This is a genomic window from Paenibacillus sp. PAMC 26794 (genome assembly GCF_000316035.1).
In the GTDB taxonomy this organism is placed as follows: Bacteria; Bacillota; Bacilli; order Paenibacillales; family Paenibacillaceae; genus Paenibacillus.
Map to the genome: position 1 here is coordinate 137,524 of NZ_ANHX01000029.1, position 21,704 is coordinate 159,227.

At 46.4% G+C, this 21,704-nt stretch carries 21 protein-coding genes; 7 read left to right on the forward strand and 14 right to left on the reverse strand.

All coding sequences use genetic code 11. The features are described 5' to 3' along the window. Positions 1-57: 57 nt before the first annotated feature. Positions 58-2,310 carry a helix-turn-helix domain-containing protein gene (locus D829_RS0114740; RefSeq protein WP_017689673.1) on the forward strand — a complete coding sequence of 751 codons (2,253 nt, stop codon included), beginning with the start codon at positions 58-60 and terminating at the stop codon, positions 2,308-2,310. 129 nt (positions 2,311-2,439) lie between these two features. Here the strand turns inward: D829_RS0114740 and trmB are convergent, their stop codons facing one another. Continuing rightward, a complete protein-coding gene (gene trmB / locus D829_RS0114745) occupies positions 2,440-3,195 on the reverse strand; it encodes a tRNA (guanosine(46)-N7)-methyltransferase TrmB (RefSeq protein WP_017689674.1) in 756 nt (251 codons plus the stop codon). A 152-nt stretch (positions 3,196-3,347) separates the two neighbouring features. Continuing rightward, a complete protein-coding gene (locus D829_RS0114750) occupies positions 3,348-3,548 on the reverse strand; it encodes a hypothetical protein (protein WP_017689675.1) in 201 nt (66 codons plus the stop codon). A 318-nt stretch (positions 3,549-3,866) separates the two neighbouring features. Here D829_RS0114750 and D829_RS0114755 point away from each other — a divergent pair, with 318 nt between their 5' ends. From D829_RS0114755 to D829_RS0114770, 4 genes are all read left to right on the forward strand, one after another. Continuing rightward, on the forward strand, positions 3,867-4,820 hold the full coding sequence (locus D829_RS0114755; protein ID WP_017689676.1) for a TIGR01212 family radical SAM protein: 954 nt from the start codon (positions 3,867-3,869) through the stop codon (positions 4,818-4,820). Further along, positions 4,821-5,405 carry a class I SAM-dependent methyltransferase gene (locus D829_RS0114760; RefSeq protein ID WP_017689677.1) on the forward strand — a complete coding sequence of 195 codons (585 nt, stop codon included), beginning with the start codon at positions 4,821-4,823 and terminating at the stop codon, positions 5,403-5,405. Positions 5,406-5,594: 189 nt separating this feature from the next. Further along, positions 5,595-6,572: a type I phosphomannose isomerase catalytic subunit gene (locus tag D829_RS0114765; protein WP_017689678.1), complete on the forward strand. Its 978-nt coding sequence runs from the start codon at positions 5,595-5,597 to the stop codon at positions 6,570-6,572. Between the two features lie 41 nt (positions 6,573-6,613). Continuing rightward, positions 6,614-7,594, forward strand: a complete 981-nt coding sequence (locus D829_RS0114770; RefSeq protein ID WP_017689679.1) for an alpha/beta hydrolase — start codon at positions 6,614-6,616, stop codon at positions 7,592-7,594. 128 nt (positions 7,595-7,722) lie between these two features. Here D829_RS0114770 and odhB read toward each other — a convergent pair whose 3' ends face one another. The 5 genes from odhB to D829_RS0114800 form a co-directional block, all read right to left on the reverse strand. Further along, a complete protein-coding gene (gene odhB / locus D829_RS0114775) occupies positions 7,723-8,994 on the reverse strand; it encodes a 2-oxoglutarate dehydrogenase complex dihydrolipoyllysine-residue succinyltransferase (RefSeq protein ID WP_017689680.1) in 1,272 nt (423 codons plus the stop codon). 5 nt (positions 8,995-8,999) lie between these two features. Then, positions 9,000-11,873 (reverse strand): 2-oxoglutarate dehydrogenase E1 component, encoded by a 2,874-nt coding sequence (locus D829_RS0114780; RefSeq protein ID WP_017689681.1) that lies wholly within the window; start codon positions 11,871-11,873, stop codon positions 9,000-9,002. Between the two features lie 623 nt (positions 11,874-12,496). Continuing rightward, positions 12,497-12,982, reverse strand: coding sequence for a GNAT family N-acetyltransferase (locus D829_RS0114785; RefSeq protein ID WP_017689682.1), 486 nt, complete (start codon positions 12,980-12,982; stop codon positions 12,497-12,499). Between the two features lie 359 nt (positions 12,983-13,341). Next, positions 13,342-13,851: an 8-oxo-dGTP diphosphatase gene (locus tag D829_RS0114795; RefSeq protein WP_036661099.1), complete on the reverse strand. Its 510-nt coding sequence runs from the start codon at positions 13,849-13,851 to the stop codon at positions 13,342-13,344. 238 nt (positions 13,852-14,089) lie between these two features. Beyond that, positions 14,090-14,878 carry a DUF3891 family protein gene (locus tag D829_RS0114800; protein WP_017689685.1) on the reverse strand — a complete coding sequence of 263 codons (789 nt, stop codon included), beginning with the start codon at positions 14,876-14,878 and terminating at the stop codon, positions 14,090-14,092. A gap of 195 nt (positions 14,879-15,073) precedes the next feature. On the opposite strand from D829_RS0114800, the gene coaA reads away from it, so the two are divergent. Together coaA and D829_RS0114810 are read left to right on the forward strand one after the other, a co-directional pair. Further along, a complete protein-coding gene (coaA, locus tag D829_RS0114805) occupies positions 15,074-16,003 on the forward strand; it encodes a type I pantothenate kinase (RefSeq protein WP_017689686.1) in 930 nt (309 codons plus the stop codon). Positions 16,004-16,067: 64 nt separating this feature from the next. After that, on the forward strand, positions 16,068-16,430 hold the full coding sequence (locus D829_RS0114810) for a DUF423 domain-containing protein (RefSeq protein ID WP_017689687.1): 363 nt from the start codon (positions 16,068-16,070) through the stop codon (positions 16,428-16,430). Between the two features lie 70 nt (positions 16,431-16,500). On the opposite strand, the gene D829_RS0114815 is transcribed toward D829_RS0114810, so the two are convergent. The 7 genes from D829_RS0114815 to D829_RS0114855 form a co-directional block, all read right to left on the reverse strand. Further along, positions 16,501-17,052 carry a histidine phosphatase family protein gene (locus tag D829_RS0114815; RefSeq protein WP_017689688.1) on the reverse strand — a complete coding sequence of 184 codons (552 nt, stop codon included), beginning with the start codon at positions 17,050-17,052 and terminating at the stop codon, positions 16,501-16,503. Positions 17,053-17,076: 24 nt separating this feature from the next. Next, positions 17,077-17,859 carry a glutamate racemase gene (gene murI, locus D829_RS0114820; protein WP_017689689.1) on the reverse strand — a complete coding sequence of 261 codons (783 nt, stop codon included), beginning with the start codon at positions 17,857-17,859 and terminating at the stop codon, positions 17,077-17,079. A gap of 79 nt (positions 17,860-17,938) precedes the next feature. After that, positions 17,939-18,325 carry a hypothetical protein gene (locus D829_RS31115; RefSeq protein ID WP_017689690.1) on the reverse strand — a complete coding sequence of 129 codons (387 nt, stop codon included), beginning with the start codon at positions 18,323-18,325 and terminating at the stop codon, positions 17,939-17,941. A gap of 301 nt (positions 18,326-18,626) precedes the next feature. Beyond that, positions 18,627-19,343: a GNAT family N-acetyltransferase gene (locus D829_RS0114835; RefSeq protein ID WP_017689692.1), complete on the reverse strand. Its 717-nt coding sequence runs from the start codon at positions 19,341-19,343 to the stop codon at positions 18,627-18,629. A 216-nt stretch (positions 19,344-19,559) separates the two neighbouring features. Beyond that, a complete protein-coding gene (locus D829_RS0114845; protein ID WP_017689694.1) occupies positions 19,560-20,444 on the reverse strand; it encodes a serine/threonine-protein kinase in 885 nt (294 codons plus the stop codon). Then, on the reverse strand, positions 20,441-21,019 hold the full coding sequence (locus tag D829_RS0114850) for a GNAT family N-acetyltransferase (RefSeq protein WP_017689695.1): 579 nt from the start codon (positions 21,017-21,019) through the stop codon (positions 20,441-20,443). The genes D829_RS0114845 and D829_RS0114850 overlap by 4 nt, the downstream gene beginning before the upstream one ends. Then, complete coding sequence (locus D829_RS0114855) at positions 21,016-21,597, reverse strand: DJ-1/PfpI family protein (RefSeq protein WP_017689696.1); 582 nt, start codon at positions 21,595-21,597, stop codon at positions 21,016-21,018. The genes D829_RS0114850 and D829_RS0114855 overlap by 4 nt, the downstream gene beginning before the upstream one ends. Positions 21,598-21,704 lie beyond the last annotated feature (107 nt).

Genomic DNA, 21,704 nt, shown 5'->3' on the forward strand with positions numbered 1-21,704 from the left:
TATATGAAGTTCTATGTTGTTCACCCAAAACAGGAGGTTCGAGGGGGGGGAAGAAGAATGCGTAAACGTTCAGAGGACAGTCAGAAGGTCTTCACACGGATTCTGATCGGCATTATTATCAGTACCGTCGCTACCTTACTTGTGGCTTCTTCTATTTTGTATGTCAACTATAATCGGATTGCTCTTCGCCAGGTGTACCGTACAGATATGAACAGTCTTACACAAACCAGCCGTGAAGTGGCCAAAATGACCGAAACTGCAAAATCATTGTCATATCAGATTTATCAGGACTACACCATCTCTTCATTACTGCTCTATTCCAAACCAAATATCTATGAGATCACATCAGCGATGGAGCAGCTAGATAACTATCGTATGTCCCTTCCTTTTATAGAATCCATCTATGTATATAACTCCAAAAGTAATGAATTCTTTATAAGTTCCAACGTGCGCAATGGGCAGCAGTCCATCTCGGAGATCGATGATCAGGGGATTACAAGCATCCTCCAACGCTTCCATGACTATAAACCTTTTGTCCCCATCCCGCGTACATATCAGGTCGGCTCTACCGAAGCAACAGAGGTTAACAGCTACACCTATCTCTGTTATGACACGATTAATGATAACGCGAAGCTAAACTATGCTGTTATCGTTAATATCAAGGATGATTGGCTCAGTCCAAATATGAATGCTGTGGATCAACCAGGCAAGACCTTTATCGTGAATGAGAATGGAGACCTTTTATCAGACTTTGGCGACCGTGCATTGATGAAAAATCTCTCCAGCGAAGCATTTATGCAGCCGATCATGCAGGACATGCAGCAGTCCGCTTACTTTACCGAGAAGGTCGACGGAGAAAAATCGCTCATCACCTATACCGCTCCCGATGATCTGGGTTGGCGTTATGTGAGAATAACACCTTATGATCTGATTACCTCAGATATACGGAGTATGCGCACACATACCGTTCTGTTTTGTGTTGGACTTCTCTTCGCAGGGTTACTGCTCTCTTACCTTGTGTCCCGAAAACTATATCACCCTATTGATAAGGTGCTTGTTCGTTTACGTGTGATGGAAGCAGAGCGACGTGGCAGTCTTCATTTGTTACGGCAGGATTTTCTACGAGGGGCACTGCAGGGCCGCGAAACAGTAACTGGAGGTATGCTGGAAGAACGGATGAAGTTCTATGGTTCCTCCATTGATGTTCAGCGTGCATCCAGACTGGTATTGCTGCGTATTGACCATTTTACCGAATTCTGCGAAACGTATCGTGATGAGACCCAGCTTGTAAAATACGCCATGATGAACATATGCACCGAGACAGCCGATCTCCACTACAATGCGGAAGCTGTGGACATGGGCGGTGATCTGATCACACTCATTTTCAACGAAAAAGCAGAAAACCATGAACTTGGGCAACCTGCCCATAACCGGATCGATGAGCTTCTGCGCATGATGCAGGCTGCTGTAATGACCCATTTGAAATGCTCCATCTCCTGTACGATCGGCACGGAAGAAGATTCATTGGAAGACAGTATTGCATCCTACACCAGATCAGCCGAAGCCTCACTGCATCGTTTGTTCATGGGACCGGGCTGTCTGATCTATACCTCTGACATCATGGCTTATCACGCCAAGGAGTACGCATTCCCAGCAGGTAAGGAAAGACAACTTGTCGATCATCTAATGACAGGCAAGACACGAGAAGCAAAACAAGTCTATGCAGATATTGTCAGCGAGACAGCCGATTATCCATTTACCGTCTTCCAACTAGCCTTATCCCATCTGACGATGACACTGAACCATGTACGAAATACCCTCAAGAAGAATAATCAACTCATGCTTGATTCAGTCTCGGATGGTCTGATGCTACCTGTCAAAGACGCGGAAGACATCAGTGAAGTGCATGAACACTTCTATCGTATGTTTGATGAGCTTGGTTCCAAAGTCGAGGAGAAACGTACGCTGAAACATGAAGAGTTGATTCGTAAAATCAATGGCATTGTTGAGCGGGACTATGCGGACCCCAATCTCTGTCTTACTTCCATTGCAGATGAGTTGGGCATGTCGCCCATCTATGTAAGCAGGCTCTACAAACAGCTCACCCTGAAAGGGCTCACGGACGTGATTAACGAAACCCGCATAGCCAAGGCCCAGCATCTGCTGGTGGAGACCGAGAACTCTGTTGCCGATATTGCCGAGAGAACCGGATTCACCAACAGTTCCTACTTCTACCGCATGTTCAAGAAATTCAACGGCGTTACACCGAACGATTACCGCCGCAAAGAGTTCCATTCAGAGAACTTTTGAAATCAACCCAGACGTGAGTTTATGGAGCATTGCACACTGATTGTTATTGCAAAAAAAGAGCGACCTATGAGAATGAATCATTCACCTCATGTGTCGCTCTAATTTATTGAATTTAAGTTAGATTTTGATTTATTCCTGCTCCTGATCTTCGCCAGACTCATCAGAAGCTTCGCGAACTTTATACTTGTCCAGACGTATCTGCTGATACTCACGCAAGGCCTCTTCACCTACAATCACTTCAACCCGGTGAATGTTCATACCTTTACCCATGAATTTCTGCTCATACTCCGTCATCACATGTTCTTCATTCAAACCATCACGATGCAGATTCAAAGAAATATTGGTCATTTGCAGGCCGAAGTCGGCAATGGCGTTGAGTGAGAAATCAAACAGCGTCTCCGAATCGGTTTTGAAATGAATCTGACCTTTGGGATTAAGCAATTCCGTGTATTTCTTCAGGAAGCGCGGGTGCGTCAAACGACGACGTGCATGCTTTGCTTTTGGCCAAGGATCGCTGAAGTTCAAATAAATGCGCTCCAGTTCTTCCGGTTCAAAAACTTCTTCGATCTGTTCGATATTTGCCAGCGCAAGCTTCAGGTTCGGGGGTGTCTCCACATCAGCCTGACTCCACGCATTACGAGCTTTCTCACTGGCACGACGCACCAGTTCATCATACATATCAATACCGATAAAATTAAATTCCGGATATTTATAACTCATTTGGCTGATAAATTGACCTTTACCCATACCAAATTCCACGAAGATCGGGTGATCATTGCCAAACAGTTCAGACCATTTTCCTTTATGTTGCTTGGGGTCCAGTACAACAAGATCAACTTGTTGCTCCAGATTTTCTCTTATCCCTTTTCTGCCACGTAAACGCATTTTATTCCTCCGTTTGTCCCATACTTGTCTCAGACTTATTTTGCCGAAGAACCGGCAAATTGTAAAGAGCAATGAAAAGGGAATCTTCGGATCTGCCACTTTGGGCAAATCTCAAAGATTCCCTCTTCGATTTATTTGGAATTGGGGTCCAACTATTTTAATAGTTCATAGTCTACCTTATCTTGGTGTGAAAAATCAAATGTCTTTTCGAAAGCATCGCGAACTTTTTGTCTTGCAGCCGCTTTCACTTTCGGATTACCATTAAAACGAACACCTGTTAAAGCCAGTGCTTCTTCTGCCGTCAATTCAACAGACACATGATTCAATTCTTTGTTTTTAACTTGGGAATTCATTCATATCACCTCACGGTATAGTATGGTCCATGACGTCAACGTTGATTCAAATGCTATGATGAATAATACCCACTTGATGGTGTCTGACGCTGATTTAAATATAACATAAGGTGTAAACTATAGCAAGGAGAAAACCTTGATTTCACGGCCTATTTTTGCGTTTCGATTCCCTTTTTTTTTAGTTTTTTGATACAATGATAAAAGTTCATGAAGACACCTATAATCGCTATGAATCGTCTATGACGGAAATTGCATAGCGCTTCTTCTTTTGTTCACGTATGATTACTGTAATTCGACAGCCAAAGGAGTACCCTGAAGATGAATGCACCTGCATTACAGTCCCCTCTGTTGTGGGGAGATAAACGATTCCATACCTGGAATTATGAGATGCGAGATCAATTTAACAATAAGGTTTTCAAAGTAATGCTGGATGCTGGATTCACCTGTCCCAACCGTGATGGCTCCATTGCCAAAGGTGGTTGCACCTTCTGCAGTGCGCGTGGATCAGGCGATTTTGCTGGCAGCAGACGTGAAGATCTGGTCACCCAATTCAATACAATTCGAGATAAACAGCACCTCAAGTGGCCTACAGCCCATTATATTGGCTATTTTCAAGCCTATACGAACACGTACGCTCCGGTTGAGGAGCTACGCGAATATTTTGAAGAAATTCTAGAGCAACCCGGTGTTGTTGGTTTGTCCATCGCCACTCGCCCGGATTGTTTGCCAGATGACGTTGTTGATTATTTGGCTGAACTCAATGAGCGTACCTACCTGTGGGTTGAGATGGGCCTTCAAACGATCCATGATTCCACATCAACATTGATTAATCGCGCGCACGACACGAAGTGTTACGAAGAAGCGGTTGAGAAACTGCGCAAACGGAATATACGTGTGTGCACACATATCATATATGGTCTGCCTCAAGAGACACATGAGATGATGCTGGACACTGGACGGGCAGTTGCCAATATGGATGTACAGGGAATCAAGATTCACCTGTTACATCTCATGCGCAAAACACCAATGGTGAAGCAATACGAAGCTGGTCTTTTACGTTTTCTGGATCAGGACGAGTATATCAAGCTGATCGTAGATACACTGGAGATGCTTCCACCGGAAATAATCGTACACCGTCTTACAGGCGACGCACCGCGTGATCTGCTGATTGGACCGATGTGGTCCATGAACAAATGGGAAGTGTTGAACTCCATTGATCGTGAGCTGCGAGAGCGGGATTCATGGCAAGGTAAGTATTGGAGGCGAGCATAGATGGGCTTTCTTTCAGTTCTCAGCTGTGCTCATCAATGGATTTCCTCCCGTCTGCAGCCAGGTGATCTGGCCATAGATGCAACGGTTGGTACAGGAGCAGACACACTATTTTTGGCACAACAAGTAGGCAGGCGTGGTCAAGTCATTGGATTCGATATTCAAAGTGAAGCCCTCACGCTGGCACAGGCCCGGATTCGAAAACAAAACGACGAAGCCAAGCTTGGCTCCATCTCCATGCTTCAACTAAGCCATGATCGAATGGCAGAAGCGGTGCCTGAGTCATGGCTTGGTGCGGTTGGTGCAGTCATGTTCAATCTGGGGTACCTACCTTCAGAAAGTGCAGATTTCTCCATCATAACCGAGACTGACAGCACGATCGCTGCACTCGAGGCTGCACTGGCTTTATTACGTCCTCGCGGAATCATTACGGTTGTGCTCTACCCCGGTCATGACGGAGGCGCACAGGAAGCATCAGCCGTATTGGAATGGTCCTCTGCCCTGCCGGTGGAACAGGCACAGGTTGTGATGTATCGCCAGTTGCAGCGAGAAACTTCTCCTTTTCTGATCGGAATCGAGAAAAAATAATTTCCTTTGTTCACCAAATACAATAAACTAGACACAATCGCAAGGCGAGCTATTAACGGCTTCTTCTTACTGCGATCTGTGTTCTAGATCTACATATGCAAACGTATTCACTTGTTTGCTCATGGCGACTACATGCCCATGACTGATTAAAGCGATCCACCATTTCATATACTAGAGGAGAGATTACTGATGTCTAAGCCATATCCATTACAATTCCAACCTGAATTCAAAGAACGTGTGTGGGGCGGTCGTGCTCTGGAGCAATTCGGCCTTACGCCCCCTGAAGGACATATCGGAGAAGGCTGGATGATTGCGGATCATCCGAACGGTACAACCAAGGTATTAAATGGAGCACTTGCTGGCAAGGGTCTGGATGAAGTTCGTGAACAACTGGGCACCGAATGGCTTGGAACCAAAGGCGTCTCTGAAAAAGGCGGACGTTTCCCCCTTCTGATTAAGCTGCTTGACTGCAACGATGACCTGTCCGTTCAGGTTCATCCAACTGACGAGTATGAGGCACTTCCTCCTGGCGAGCTTGGCAAAACAGAAATGTGGTATGTGCTCGACGCAAAACCGGGCGCACACATCATCTATGGCTTGAATGAAGGCGTTGATCGGGCAACATTAAAAGAAGCATTGGAAAACGGCACGGTGATGGATACCCTTCGTCAGGTACCTGTAGAAGCTGGTGATACGTTCTTTATCCCTGCCGGAACAGTGCATGCGCTCTGTGCAGGTGTCGTTGTCGCTGAGATTCAGCAAAACTCGGATACGACGTACCGGATATACGATTACAATCGTCCAGGGTTGGATGGCAAACCACGTGAGTTGCATGTTGAAGACTCATTAAATGTCACCGCCTATGAGGGCGCAGGTGCCTCAACAATGAGAACAAATAACGCGACTCCCGGTGAATGGCTCAAGCTTGCGGAATGCCCTTATTTCGTGGTGGAAAAAGGGATTGTGACTGAACAGTGGGAACTCTCCACCAATCCTGACAGCTTCACGATTCTCGTTGTCTGTGAAGGAGAAGGAACTTTGGAGTGGGCACATGCTGAATCAGACAGCATTGAATTGAAAGCTGGACAATGTTATCTCTTGCCAGCCAATCTGGGTTCTTATACATTGAACGGGAATACCACTGTTCTTCGCTCTTATCTGCCCTAAATCAAGCTTATATGTGACCCGTGAAGGAGGAATTACACGAGATGCAGGAATCTACCTTTGCCTTGGTCGCTAGTGAAGGTACCCGTATTCATGTGTACCGCTGGCTTCCCGATCCGGAATGCAACGTTAAAGGTGTAGTGCAAATTGCACATGGCATGGGCGAGACAGCAGCCCGATACGCAGAATTTGCAGACATTCTTACCCAAAATGGCTATGCGGTTTATGCCAATGACCATCGGGGTCATGGCAAAACTGTGGAGAATGCCAAGTTGCTTGGTAATGCTGGTATCGATGCCTTCCGCTGGATGGCGAGTGATATGATCAATCTGGGCGAAGTAGCCGCCAAGGAGAATCCTGGGGTGCCCCTGTTTCTAATGGGACATAGCATGGGCTCATTCTTGGTACAACATCTCATGTACGCTGGTCATGAGCAGTACCATGCCTTTATTTTATCCGGGACCAATGGCAGACGCGGTCTTCTCCGTATTGGAGAGAAGCTCGCCTTCTTGCAATGTGGCATTCAGGGGGCTACTCATCCCAGCATGCTGCTCAATGCGATTGTATTTGGCGGATTTAACCGCTCTTTCCGCCCTGCGACGACACCGTTTGACTGGTTGTCCAGGGACACGCAAGAGGTTCAACGGTTCATTGATGATCCCCTGTGCGGAGTGGTCTGTACAGCAGGATTTTTCCGCGACTTTTTCAAATTGCTGCTCGAAGTCCATCTTCCACACAATATGGAACGCATACCCAAACATAAACCCGTATATCTGTTCTCAGGTGAGAAGGACCCTGTCGGACTTCATGGCAAAGGCGTTCTTAATCTGGTCTCCCAATATAAGAAACTTCACCTGGAGAATATTGAGTATCGCCTGTATCCGGATGGACGCCATGAAATGCTGCATGAGATCAACCGAACAGAAGTAGCCCAGCACGTTGTGAGCTGGCTAGAGCGGAATACCCCTGGCTCGAATACACACCCTAGTCCGGTGAGCCCTACCGAGACGGCTGACTCTATATAATAGAGTCGGAGACAACATACCAAAAGCCAAAAGAAACCCCTGAATCGGATGTCAGCTCACGCTGCGCTCCAGTTCAGGGGTTCTCTTGTTAAGCGATATGAATAATAGCTATAATCAAACGTTATGGATTAACCTTCAATTAACAGGGATTCCGGGTCTTCAAGCAGTTCTTTCACGGTCACGAGGAAACGAACAGCCTCACTACCGTCGATAATCCGGTGATCATAGGACAACGCGATGTACATCATCGGACGGTTCTCCATCCGCTCTGCATCAATTGCCACGGGACGAAGCTGAATCTTATGCATACCCAGAATACCCACTTGAGGTGTATTCAGGATTGGTGTAGACAACAAGGAACCAAATGTTCCACCATTGGTAATAGTGAACGTTCCGCCTTGCAGGTCAGACAACGCCAGCGTGTTGGAACGAGCCTTGGATGCCAGGTCCGCAATGCTCTTCTCGATCTCGGCAAAGCCCAGACGATCGGCATCACGCACAACAGGTACAACCAGTCCTTCCTTCGCAGATACGGCAATGCCGATATCATAATACTTTTTGAGCACAACATCTTCGCCATCGATCTCTGCGTTAATTGTAGGGAATTTTTTCAGAGCACCCACAACCGCTTTGGTGAAGAAGGACATGAAGCCCAAGTTGATCTCATGTTTCTCTTTGAACTTGTCCTTACGGCGTTTACGTACATCCATGATGGCAGTCATATCTACTTCATTAAACGTAGTCAACATGGCTGCTGTCTGCTGAGCCTCTACCAGACGTTTGGCAATGGTCGCACGGCGACGAGACATGCGTTGACGCTCCACTGGTTTGGTATAAGTGGAACTACCCGCTGCCGGAGCACTTGGTGCCGCTGGGGCTTTACTCGCAGGTGGAGCAGCAGGAGCTGGCGCCTGATTGCTATGGCTCTTCACATCGTCCTGGTATACTCGTCCAATCGGATCTTTGCTCTGAACCTGATCCAGTTCGATGCCACGTTCACGTGCAAGCTTACGGGCAGACGGTGAAGCCGTCTTGGCACTATCGGATGACTCCGGTGCTGCCGCAACGGGTGCTGGTGGTGGTGTTGGAGCTTCAGGTGCAGGAGTAACGGCCTTTTTCTCTTCAGCTGCTGGTCCGGAAGCGGGTGCACCGCTTCCTCCTCCAGAACCAGCTGAGAGTGTACCGATCGTTTCACCGATCTCTACCGTCTCTCCTTCCTGACGAATGATCTTCTCCAGCACGCCACTTTCTTCTGCGCTGATCTCGATATTTACTTTGTCCGTTTCCAGTTCAAGAAGCACATCACCCTGATTAACGGTATCCCCTTCTTTAACCATCCATCTGGATACAGTTCCCTCAGTTATTGACTCACCCATTGCAGGTACTTTAATTTCACTCACAGCTGTTACCTCCCCAGTGGAATATTATTCTTCGTCGTTTGCTTCAACGCAGATGTAATAATCTGTTGCTGTTCCATACTATGCACAAGCTGATAACCGCTGGAAGGACTTGCGTGTTCCGGGCGACCTTCGTATCTAACGGTTGTACCTTCCGGGGCAACTTCACGAAGACGAGGCTCCATGTATGTCCAGGCACCCATGTTTTTGTTTTCTTCCTGTACCCATACCAGTTCTGTTACATTGCTGAAACGTGCGAGTACACGTTTGATCTCTTCTGCCGGGAACGGATATAGCTGTTCCACTCGAATGATGTGAAGCCATGACCGATCTGCTTTATCTTTTTCAATAGCATCTTCCAGGTCGATGGCAATCTTGCCACTGCACAAAACAATGCGTTCCACGCGATCGGGCTGTGTACCCAGTCCGGCTTGCTCCAGCACAAGCTCAAACTTGCCTTCACTGAATTCGACTGCCGGTGATGCAACACGCGGATTCCGAATGAGACTTTTCGGTGACATCATCACAAGTGGACGAGCATCTTCCGTTTCAGTCAACGAAGCTTGACGACGCAACAAGTGGAAGTACTGAGATGCACTCGACAAGTTGGCAACCGTCATATTGTCTTCTGCACAAAGCTGCAGGAAGCGTTCAAGACGAGCACTTGTATGCTCAGGTCCCTGACCCTCATTCGCATGTGGAAGCAACATGACCAAACTGGATTTTTGAGACCACTTGGCACGACCCGCGGATACAAACTGGTCAAAGATAACTTGTGCACAGTTGGCAAAGTCACCGAATTGGGCTTCCCAGATAACCAGTGTATCGGGTGAATATACGTTATATCCGTATTCGAATCCAACAACGGATTCTTCAGACAACGGACTGTTATAGATTGCAAAGGATGCTCTTGCCTGTGGCAAGTGATGTAATGGGCAGAACTTTGCACCATTCTCCGAATCATGCAACACCAGATTCCGATGTGCGAATGTAGCGCGCTCGGCATCCTGTCCACTAATCCGAATTGGCTTGCCATCTGCCAGAATGGTTGCAAATGCGAGTGTCTCCGCAAGGCTCCAATCGACTTTTTCCCCTTCGTTCAGGGAAGTGCTCCGGCGTTGCAAAATCCGCTGTAACTTCGGATACACATTGAAGTTCTCAGGCCATTTCAGCAGATCAGCATTAATGCTGCGCAGATTCTCCAATGGTACTGCAGTAGGCGTAATCGTAACAGCTTCCGGCTCGCTGATTTTTCGTTGGTAATATTCATGTACTTCATTTTTCTTCATCTGGTCATAAGCTTCTTTTAATTTGTTCGTTACTCCATCGCGAATGCTCGCAATAGACGCATCATCGATAACCGATTCTTGCTTCAAGTGATCCTGATACAAGTGGCTTACCGTTGGATGGTTTTTCACCTTGTCATAGACGATAGGTTGAGTCGTTTCGGGATCATCGGTTTCATTATGACCGTAACGACGGTAACCGATCAAGTCGATCAGGAAATCCTTTTTGAATCGATTGCGATACTCGGCTGCCATACGAATGGCTGCAATACAAGCTTCCGGATTGTCCGCATTCACGTGTACAATCGGAATTTCGTACCCTTTAGCAAGGTCACTTGCGTAGTACGTTGAACGGGAATCACTGCTATCTGTAGTGAAACCCAGACGATTGTTGACGATAATATGGATGGTTCCGCCATTCTGATATCCTGGCAGAGCTTTGAAGTTAAGCGTTTCTGCAACGATCCCTTCTCCAGGGAATGCTGCATCACCATGCATCAAAATGGTAGCTGCCTTCGTCACGTCCTGCTTCGGATATCCAGGGTCACGCCGGTCATCCTGAGCCGCACGTGCAAACCCTTGTACAACCGGATTGACGTATTCCAGATGGCTCGGGTTATTGGCCAGAGTAAGGCGTGCCTGTACAGTTTCCCCGTCTTTTACAAAACGGTTGGCACCCATATGATATTTGACATCCCCCGTCCAACCGTAGTTGATTCCAGTCGAACCTTCCGATGGAACCAAATCTTTGTTCGGAGCATGATGAAATTCAGAGAAAATTTTGCTGTACGGTTTGCCCAAAACATGAGCCAGTACATTTAACCGTCCACGGTGGGCCATCCCCATCAGAATGTGGCTTGATCCGGCTTCTACCATGATGCGAACAGCTTCATCCAGCATCGGAACAAGCACATCGTTGCCTTCGATGGAGAAACGTTTCTGCCCAACAAATGTTTTGTGAAGATAATCTTCAAATTGCTCGACTTCAACCAAACGTTCCAGCAAAGCCTTACGTTCTTTCGGCGTAAGTGGAGCCGGTGATGTCCGGGATTCCGCACGACGATTCAGCCACTCACGTTCTTGAACTTCGTGCACATGACTGAATTCATAGGCCATAGGTCCAGTGTATATCTGACGCAAACGTTGGATTGCATCCCATCCAGTTGCTGTCTGCCCATCTGCACCTTCCCAGATCAGGGAAGCAGGCAAAGCTTTCAGATCTTCTTCGTTTAATTCAAAATGCTGAGGTTCCAGCAAAGATGTGTCTGTATCTTCACTGATTCCAAGCGGATCTATATCTGCAGCAAGATGACCATATGTACGGATGTTCCATACGAGTTTACCTGCTGTAACCGCTTTCTGTAATAATTGAATGTCTACGTTTCCGGAAGCCGATTGGGCGTTGCTTGAATTCAAGGTTGTGCGTGCATCCCTGCCAGACATCGGCGGTGCACCCCATTGTTCAAATAGTTCCCGATAGGCCGGTGTAACCGAACCAGGGTCTTGAGTGAATAATTCATATTGTTCCTGTACGTATCCCATATTGGGGCCATAGTAACTTTCCCAGGGCTTCTTGTTGCCTTCCACGATCGTCATCGACGTTCCCTCCGTCTTGATTTAGTCATAAGTTTTTGACGGAAATCATTGACTAAGCCGTAATTTGCGTTCGTTCAACATTTTAAGCGAAATTTTTCATGAAGTCCAATAATCGTGCTGTTGGTGGTAGTAACGTTAGTCCGACGCTCCCGTCAAGGTTTGTCTGCGTTTTCAAAATCAAAGTAAAACAATGATTGTATATACCGTCGCACAGATGTCGAATACTGTCCTGATCCGTTCGAAGGTTACACCTTCTCCTCTTTTTCAAGTGAAGTCCGTGTTCTACTCTCTATTCTATAAACTTTTACGCTCAGGAGCATTTCCTATTTTTAGTTCAATTGATGCATAAATTAGATGAATCGAATAAATCGAGCAATTTGAGTAGAACAACGAACGCTTAATTACAGCAAATAGGCATACGATCTCCCATTTTACCTCCTTAATTGAATTGTGGTCCATTATGTTCAAAAACAAACCGTCAAGTTAAACATTAACCATTTGACATAACATTCAACAAATAATTGGGGTTTTCTTCAGGAGACCCATAGCAAAAAGCTGGCCCAGACATGAACTATCCGAGCAGCTTCATTGGATTCAGCAAATTTCACCCCAGCAAATACTTCCTATTTCTTTTCATCCTCTGTAACAGCATCCAGATCTATGGCCATACGGATCATATCCACACAGCGGATACCATCCTCTATAATCTCTTCCTCATAGTGCCTCACAAAGAAGTCATGATCAACCCCGATAATGCGGAATCCGCAACGTTGGTATAACTTCAATTGATGAAAGCTGGAGTTGCCTGTCCCAATCTCAAGAATTCGGCAGCCCAATCTACGTGCAGCTTCCATCGCTTCCTTAATCATGTGTTTGCCTACACCTTGTCCCTGCAGTTCTTCCTGTACGGCAATATTAACAATCTCCACAGTCTCCGGACGAGTCTTCAACAATACGAACTCCCCAACCATCTCTCCTTCATACTCGGCAATAAAACAAACACCCCGACTCAGGTACTCATCCACAATTGCTTTTGAAGGATCAGCCATCAATAAAAGTTCGTAGGGTCTTTCTTCTTCCCAGTCCAAAATCCGGAACGACAATTTCATGCCAATCTCCACCTTTTCATCGTACAATATTCATTTACGTCCTGTTTGCAGAAGCCTATGTATGGCAAATCCACAAATATATCATTCTTCATTTCAACAAACTAGTTTACTCAATCTATTAATCACACACTATTACCCACAGACTAGTCATCTCCTATAAAACTAGTAAACTTCATTATATCATAATATTTGGATATAAATATATAGATATGGATGATACATTATGAGGCATTATTTTTATCCTAGCCCAAGCTTAAATGCTCATGGATTAATTTCCATTCCCCATCAAGCGTAGCCGCAATGTATCCTTGCAGGGCATGCTGGTATCCCATGATTTTTCCTCCTTCTGACGGTTTAACTTATTTGGTCCCACTCTGTTCAAGTACGGAATCGCTATACACCATAAATGTCTCTTGCAGCGTACGTCCGGATGACTTCTCCCAGATCACACTCCGCTCAAAAGTACCTTTTTGGAAAAAACGCGGGAGACGTTCAGCAAACCAATCCTGCATAGGCAACTCAAAAACCCGCTTCATAGGCACCCATAACAGTTCGCCTTCGGGCGGATCTTGCAATAACTGACCCTCAAATGAAGTTGCCAAATAGTTAAATACCATGTACCGCAATCCTTGTTCGGGATCACAGAACTCATCAAGCCCTTTATACGTAATCTCATTGACTACTAGCCCCGTCTCCTCCAGAACCTCCCGCACGGCACCATCCACGATACTCTCCGGAAAGTCTACCTTCCCCCCAGGAGCGATGTATCCCGGAAATCCTTTGCGGTCCGGCCGATTCATTAACAGCACCTGATCATTCATTTTGTCCCATACCATACACATCGTTAATATCTCTATTCTAGTATCCATATTCGTCCTCCTGCTAACGTGCGCTTCTCCGCTGTACACTAACATTTCTGGGAATAACCTGTGTTTTCCTTCTTTATTTCCACTCTGATTCATTGGTATTTTCACTGGTCTCATACTATAGTCTATGATGATATATATGCATACGAAAGGCGGACGCCCTGTACACCTGTACATCAGAAGCCCGCCTGTTCTGTGATATTCTATGCTGCTCTTTCCTTAAACCTGGAGTTTCCAGTTCTCAGTTCAATTCCGTAATCAACACCCGGCGTTCCTTCCATTCAGCCCGGCGATAAGCCTGTTGCATACCAAATTTGCGGATACTTGCCTTTGGCACCGATTTATAAGGTAAAACGATCGTAAAGTCCTCATCAAACGGGAAAAAAGACAGGCCTACTTTTTCATTGGATAACCACTCTGCCTGAATCGGTTGTCTGGAACAGGCATCAAACGTACAACTGAGCCCTTCTGCAAAAAAATCATAACGCGCAGCAGGTGTTCCAGGTTCCTCCATACAGAGAAACAGACTGAGCTGATCACAGAAAAGCATGATCTCCACATCACTTTGCAGCCTCTGTTTCAGTGCTTCAGCATCACCACCAAGCTGTTTCTCCCAATCCAGCTGACGTTCGTGTTCTTGCTCCAGATAATCTCGGATGTCATCATCATCCTGAGCATTGGCCCCCAGATTTTTCTGAAACAGATCCGTATACATCAAGCTACACAATAATCCGGCGTAGAGGTTTTTCTGACGAACTTCTTCAATCCCTTTATGGTAGAATACAAAACGCGGACGCAATGGAAAGTCACGAAACGAATACGGCGATTGACTGTAATCATTCCAGAACGGAGATGAATCCAGTTCAATCCAACCACGGTCATGTTCCTTGGCCGCTAGAATCAATTCATCCCGATGCGCAGCATCGGATAATAATTCATTTTTCCAGTGGGAAGCCATCTCTCCGGCTACTAATCCATGCTCATGCTGTGCGGTCAAAACAAAATCATGCTCTCTCTCATATACGATCATTTGCTGTCACCCTTCCGCATGGTATACGTTGACTTTAACATAAATTGGGTTAAACTTTCCTAGTAAGTTGTTTTTCGCTCCATTTTGACGAAAGGCATTATGAAAGGCACAATGTAAAGGTGTTGTCAGTTTCCTGAAATTTGGTACACTAAAGCTTGTGTCCACAATTATATTACATACAGAAAGCGGGATCTCATGAATTTATACTCTCCTTACATCGAGTTTAACCGCAAGGAATGGGCTGAACTTAAACAACATCAGACCACTCTTCCACTGACGGAAGCCGAATTAGAAAAGTTAAAGGGATTGAATGAAGAGGTATCGATTCAAGAAGTCGAAGATATATATTTGCCTCTTACCCACTTTATTGACCTGTATGCAAGAGTTTCACGAGAGCTGAATCAACTGACGGCCTCCTTTATGAAAAAAGAAGCCCTCCCCTCCCCCTACATCATTGGAATCGGGGGTAGTGTTGCCGTGGGCAAAAGTACAGCGGCCCGCTTGCTACAGGCACTGCTCGCCAGAGGCAAGAATAGCCCTAAGGTTGACCTTGTCACAACCGACGGTTTCTTATACCCCAATGCGGTGCTGCAAGAGAAGGGCATCATGAACCGCAAGGGATTCCCGGAAAGCTATGATATCAAATCCCTGATTCAGTTCATGGGTGATGTGAAATCTGGCAAGCCCGAAGTGAAAGCCCCCGTATACTCTCACCTCGCCTACGATGTCATTCAAGGGGAAGAGAAACAGATCTGTCAACCCGATATTCTCATTATTGAAGGCATCAATGTACTTCAGATCAAAAAGGAAACACCTTTGCTGGTTAGTGATTTCTTCGATTTTTCCATCTACATTGATGCGGAAGAAGAGCATATACGACACTGGTACGTTGAACGTTTCAAGTTGCTTCGCAATACAGCGTTCCAGAACACGGATTCCTTTTTCCATCAACGATTCGCCAATATCGATGAAGAAGAAACCGTGCGTACGGCCAACCAGATCTGGCAGGATATCAATGCCAAAAACCTGCATGAAAACATTTTGCCAACCAAAGGGCGTGCCAGACTGATTCTGAAAAAGGAAGCCGATCACTCCATTGGGCAGATTCAATTGCGTAAACTGTAGACAACACTCGTGCAGTACACTTTGATGTTATATCTAATTACCCTTAAAAGGAGAGAAAAACACATTGCAAACCCTGATTATTCTCGGGAGTATTATGATGTTCCTGGCTGTTGCTTTGGGTGCTTTTGGCGCACACGCGCTCAAGCGCAAACTATCCGCTGACATGATTAAAATCTATGAAACCGGTGTTCAATATCACCTCATCCACGGACTTGGCATCATCCTGATCGGACTGCTGGCAGACCGTCTTGAATCCTCTTCACTCGTCATGCTTGCCGGGTGGCTGATGTTCGCCGGAATCATCCTGTTCTCTGGCAGCCTGTACACTTTAAGTGTAACGGGCGTTCGTAAATTGGGAGCCATTACCCCACTTGGCGGAGTCGCATTTTTGGCTGGATGGGTTATGATCATGATTGCCGCATTGTAAATATGCCCAGTGGATAAACGAAAAGAGTGTTCTGGCTGATATCATATCGCTGGAGCACTCTTTTTGCTGTTCAATCAGTCCAAATTCTTCGAATGGTGGACAACCCTGCATCTGGTTGTAGTCTCTCCAGCACATACACATCCGGGTTAGACAGTTTGGTCCACTCTTCATAACCAAAGGATGGTTCATACTCACGAATAAGCAATGATAACAAGTTCCCATGTGTAACCACGGCCCCGTGCTGTTCCGGTCTGCTCCACAACTCTTCCAGTAGCGCCAGCCCCCTTGCAGCCGCGTTTCTCGAAGATTCCCCGCCTTCTTCCACCCAATCCACATCATCGTATGTACGTTTCAGTACATCCATCCAGTTAGGCAGATCAAGAGAGCTAAGTACCCTCTCCTGGAGACGTTCATCCGTATGTATATGTTGCAGCGTTGCTATGCCCAGTGGCATAGCCGTCTGAACGGCCCTTTTCCATGGACTGGAGACAATATACGTTATGGAGTGATGAGCCAAGATATTTGCAAGTTTTTCAGCCTGCCTGATCCCTTCATCTGTAAGCTCTGCATGGGGTTCCTGCCCTGTGGCCTTAGCGTGACGGATAAGATAAATGGACTGCATAGCTGTCACCTCCTATGGTGTAACTTACTTGGAGTTCATCTCAAGATATTGAAGTGCACTGTACATCTTCTCCCGCTCTTCCGGTCGGCCTGATGAACTGAGGAAAGTGACCTGTCCCCCTGTTCTGTCTCCCTGCTGAGCCACCAGTCCAAGCCGCTGCTTCAGATGGTTCACTGTGCCTGTACTGCCATCAATGATCTGTATATGATCTGGCAGAACCGTGCGCAGAATGGATGTATAGAATGGATAATGCGTGCAACCAAGCACCACTGTGCCATACCCATGAAGATCGAGATCTGCCAGCTTGAACCGGAAATAATCAGCGATTTTACCCGGATCAAAATCCAGCTGTTCACACCATTCCACAAGTTCCGGCAGCGCAATGGAATCCACACTGTGGTGATCATCAACACGCGATACCAGTTCGTTATACTTGGTTTGACTCAAGGTGAGGGCCGTGGCAAATACAAGCACTCTCTTCCCACTGTCGCGATTCATCTCCACGGCTGGTTTCACCGCAGGCTCCATGCCAATGATCGGGATATCGTACTTGGCGCGCAGATCCTTCACAGCCAGACTTGTTGCTGTATTACAAGCAATCACGATTGCTTGGACATCCTCCTGAACGATGGCTTCCACACAATCAAAAATATGTCCTCTAACCTCATCCGCAGACTTGGTTCCATACGGGACATGCAGGGTATCGGCGTAATACAGAAATTTTTCTTCCGGAAACTGTTGTAATGCCTTATGCAAAACGGTTAAACCACCGATGCCTGAATCAAAAAAAGCAATTTTCTTATTCAAGGATTTCACCTCTATAATGTATTCTTTCGGGTTCCAAGAACCTCTCAATGCTGCTCATGCTGACTGGAGGTGAGGTTTGTTATTCTATGTTCATTTTATACTGTCTGAGCCAGTCCTTGCCACTATGCCATGCCTCTACAGGGTTAAGCTCTCCAAGCAGTTCAGTACTTGCCTGAGCCATGATCCATTCCTTGAGACCATTATCCGGACTGGATTCGAGCTGCTGTAGCAAGTGAAGCAGTCCGGCCTCACCCGTATGCAGGATGTCCTCGTAAGCCTCCCGGTTACCAGCAATATAATCATTCGGATTGCTGCTGGTCAGGAGGACAGGGTCGCTAACCATCTGCTGCACCTTGCTTTCAATGGTTGCTGATAATGCTTGGTCTTCTGTCCGAGTCGAACATGCTACTACCGTCAATGCTGTGCATACGGATAACAAACCCAGAATCAGTCTTCTGCGATTCACTGTACCACTCCTTTCAACAATGAGTTAACGCAACAGATTTGGCTTTCATACTCAAGCCCCCGGCCAACTACAGAGCAAGTTCCCATTGTTCTTCGGTAAGCTCCTGACCTGACAAAAGCTGCTTGATCTAGCTCAACAAGCCATAACATCTCCCTCGCGTGATTGCCTTTAAGTCCAAACGAATTCACCGCGTTGGTGATAAATTCAGCAAAGCTATAATCATAATTATACTCGTTTCGATAGATTCGAATATGCGCTTCAATGACATACTGCAGATCCTTTTGTACGAAAGTGCGGATCATCAGACACCACAGTCCTTCCTCAAATCCACAGTTGTGATACTAAAATCCACACCGAACTGAATTAATCCGAGTTTACGGGCAACTTGCTGTGAAGCGAGATTATCCCAAGATGTACTGTAGATTGGCATGCGTCCATGCTCCTTGACATAATACTGCCAGCACTTTACCGTCTCCACTGCATATCCATGTCCTCTGTAACCGGGTGCCGTATACAGGCTCGCTTCCGCCCCATGATCGGAGAGCCTTGCGGAGCAGCACACTGCCACAGCAGAATCACCAATAACATAAGCGGCAACAGGCCATTTTTCATGCAAGTGATCTGTTATTTCAGGGAAATGCTGTGCCAGCAAATAACGCTGCTCCTGACCAATCAACTGAACCTTCTGATTCCACTCGTGAGATAACTCAGGAAAAGCATAGGCGGGTCCCATCCACACACGGTTAACTGGCTCAAAGGTTTCCACCTTTCGAATCAGTTTCGGAATATCCAATGGAAGCTCGCCTTCCTTACCCAACTCATTCATTAGATCCGGCGGTAACTGCTCATGGTAATAGATCAGTGAACCAGCAGAAGTCATGCCGATAAAAATGGCTGGAGCTTTCCCACCACCCGGTTCGTTAATACTAAGAAGACGTTGCTGCTCGTTGATCGTATATAAAATATTTGCTTGTATTTTCAACATTTCCATAGACGACAGGTTCGATTTTGGAACCATAACTAAGAAGTTAACCTTTGCAATAATCGTTTGCCTTCACTGGCTTTACCAGCTTCCTTCTGCTCCAAACAAATGAAACATGCATAGATGTCTTTATATGGTCCTGACATGGCATATCTGCACATCGTCTGCCCCCCTTAATAATTTCCATTATACGGGATTCCGCACACGCATACGAATGGATTTTGCATATTTGCGAAAATTACGCCGCTCCACTCATTGACCTTGCATGGCAGCTTGTTCCCAGGCCTCACCAAGTTCCGCAATCGATGCGTACCGCTGGGACCGATCATCGCTCACTGCACGTATCACAACCTGATACAATGCTTCTCCGGCATCCCATCTGTCATAGGAACGATCTTTCTCCCCACCAAGCAACCCAAACGCCATTGCCCCCATGTTGAATACATTGGTAACCGCATCTATGGGTGCACCCAACTCAAATTCCTCAGGGGACATAAAGCGGGAAGATCCCCACATGCGCCCCATGGTATTGGTAAAAGAGCCCTTCCGATACAAGTCGATATCACAAATTTTCATAAAGTTTCTGTCAAAATCATAGATCAGACTGCCATCATACAGATCTACAGCCACATAACCTCTTCGTTCCACCTCGATATGAAAATTCAGAATCTGTTCCATCGCTCGAATGCGTGTCTTCACCGAAAGCTGTCTGAACCGATAGTATGGCGAACGCGGATCTTCATACTTAGCCGGAGGCGGAAAATACCAATGGGAGTGCAGACACTCGCCATCCACCCAATCGAAGACACAGGCATAGCCCTCATCCGTTGCAAAATGATGTGTTAGTCGAATCAACGTGTCATGAGCCAAATCCTCGTAGACGGAAACAGATGATTTCAGATTACCAATGGCTTCCGGGGGACTTCCCGTATGATTCGCATGAATTGTATGTGCTCCCGCATACTTTACAAACAATCTCTTTCCATCCCTTTGCACAATGCCGAAGGAGAGATTCCCTGAATCCTGCTGATCGAATACACGAAACACCGTACCCAAGGGCTGTAACCAATCGAAAGAATGAGACTCTTTTAAGACAAAGGAAACACCATCGATCTCAAGTTCAACATGATCTGTCATCGGACTCCTCCTGTGCTGATATCATCATCCAATGTTGAATGCTCTGTATAAAAGTAATTCATGTTCGCCTCATCATATCCTTGGCCATGGACTTCCAATGCGTTACGCTCAATACCGTAGACTTCAAATCCATATCGCTCGTATAGACGTCTGGCTGATTCATTCGTTGTAACTACACTCAGATTAATCTGCTTGATACCCTCCAGATGTCTTCCCCGATCCAACACCTCGCGAAGCAAGCGCGAAGCCAGCCCACTTCCCCGATATGGCGGAGCTACATAGACGCCCCAGATCATGCCTTTGTGCCTGAGTTTCAGGCCGTACTCCCTTTTGAAACCCATCATTCCCACCAAGGTTCCTTCTTCTGTGTATGCCCCTAGAATATAATCATCGGGCTCATTATGTATGCGCTCCTGCACTTCATTCATGGGGATCTGAATGGACAATTCAAACGAAGCCCCGAAGGCTTCAGGATGTGTTTTCAGTGCTTCCAGTCGCAAAGGCCAGTAGATGTCTGCTTCATCCCGCTGAATATTACGAATGGTATAGGTCTCTTGCTTTCGGCCTTCATTCATTCTTCGACCACTCCCTGCATCTCATAAGGATAATCGATCTGAAGTTTTACATTCGCTGCCGCTTCCTGTCCTGCAAGCAACCCAACAACATAAATCCCCAGGTCAATGGACGTCGCTACTCCACCGGCAGTAATTACATTTCCATCTTTTACAATCCGCTTCTGAATCACCTCGGTGACATACGGCTCAAGCAAATTATATGCACGGGGATGTGTTGTTGCTTTTTTACCGGATAAAAAACCAGCCGCACCCAGCAGCAGAGAGCCTGTGCACACTGAAACCTTCAAAGGCACAGACTCAGCCTGTTTCAGCCAACCTACAAAGGCCTCGTCATATCGAAGCTTGCGCGTTCCCATGCCTCCGGGGATAAACACGAGATCATATTCCGACAGGTCAGGCTTCACTCGATCCACCTTCAACGTTAGACCAGACTCATCCGTGACCTGATCTGTCATTGCACAGGTTTCCCACGTCGTTCCTTTGGTAGGTTCAAAGAAATTCAACCGATTGATCACATCATAAAATCCTGCAAAATCAAGGAAAGTCAGTCCATCAAACAAAACGAATGCCATTTTCATTGGTAACCTCCGCGTTTTAATTTGGAGCATCCTGATTATGTTTCTGATTCCGATCCCGTTCCATCGCTTCCTTCACCCGGTCACGCGCTGGCAGCTTGCTATTGATA

Bases quoted from the DNA above. Each gene is read 5' to 3' on its own strand.
- D829_RS0114855 (WP_017689696.1), bottom strand. From the start codon at position 21,597: ATGAAAATGGCATTCGTTTTGTTTGATGGACTGACTTTCCTTGATTTT.
- D829_RS0114785 (WP_017689682.1), bottom strand. From the start codon at position 12,982: ATGAAATTGTCGTTCCGGATTTTGGACTGGGAAGAAGAAAGACCCTAC.
- D829_RS0114845 (WP_017689694.1), bottom strand. From the start codon at position 20,444: ATGACAGATCATGTTGAACTTGAGATCGATGGTGTTTCCTTTGTCTTA.
- D829_RS0114770 (WP_017689679.1), top strand. From the start codon at position 6,614: ATGCAGGAATCTACCTTTGCCTTGGTCGCTAGTGAAGGTACCCGTATT.
- D829_RS0114755 (WP_017689676.1), top strand. From the start codon at position 3,867: ATGAATGCACCTGCATTACAGTCCCCTCTGTTGTGGGGAGATAAACGA.
- D829_RS0114795 (WP_036661099.1), bottom strand. From the start codon at position 13,851: ATGGATACTAGAATAGAGATATTAACGATGTGTATGGTATGGGACAAA.
- D829_RS0114800 (WP_017689685.1), bottom strand. From the start codon at position 14,878: ATGATCGTATATGAGAGAGAGCATGATTTTGTTTTGACCGCACAGCAT.
- D829_RS0114740 (WP_017689673.1), top strand. From the start codon at position 58: ATGCGTAAACGTTCAGAGGACAGTCAGAAGGTCTTCACACGGATTCTG.
- D829_RS0114780 (WP_017689681.1), bottom strand. From the start codon at position 11,873: ATGACGATCGTGGAAGGCAACAAGAAGCCCTGGGAAAGTTACTATGGC.
- D829_RS0114765 (WP_017689678.1), top strand. From the start codon at position 5,595: ATGTCTAAGCCATATCCATTACAATTCCAACCTGAATTCAAAGAACGT.
- D829_RS0114850 (WP_017689695.1), bottom strand. From the start codon at position 21,019: ATGAATGAAGGCCGAAAGCAAGAGACCTATACCATTCGTAATATTCAG.
- D829_RS0114760 (WP_017689677.1), top strand. From the start codon at position 4,821: ATGGGCTTTCTTTCAGTTCTCAGCTGTGCTCATCAATGGATTTCCTCC.
- D829_RS0114750 (WP_017689675.1), bottom strand. From the start codon at position 3,548: ATGAATTCCCAAGTTAAAAACAAAGAATTGAATCATGTGTCTGTTGAA.
- coaA (WP_017689686.1), top strand. From the start codon at position 15,074: ATGAATTTATACTCTCCTTACATCGAGTTTAACCGCAAGGAATGGGCT.
- trmB (WP_017689674.1), bottom strand. From the start codon at position 3,195: ATGCGTTTACGTGGCAGAAAAGGGATAAGAGAAAATCTGGAGCAACAA.
- D829_RS0114815 (WP_017689688.1), bottom strand. From the start codon at position 17,052: ATGCAGTCCATTTATCTTATCCGTCACGCTAAGGCCACAGGGCAGGAA.
- D829_RS0114835 (WP_017689692.1), bottom strand. From the start codon at position 19,343: ATGGTTCCAAAATCGAACCTGTCGTCTATGGAAATGTTGAAAATACAA.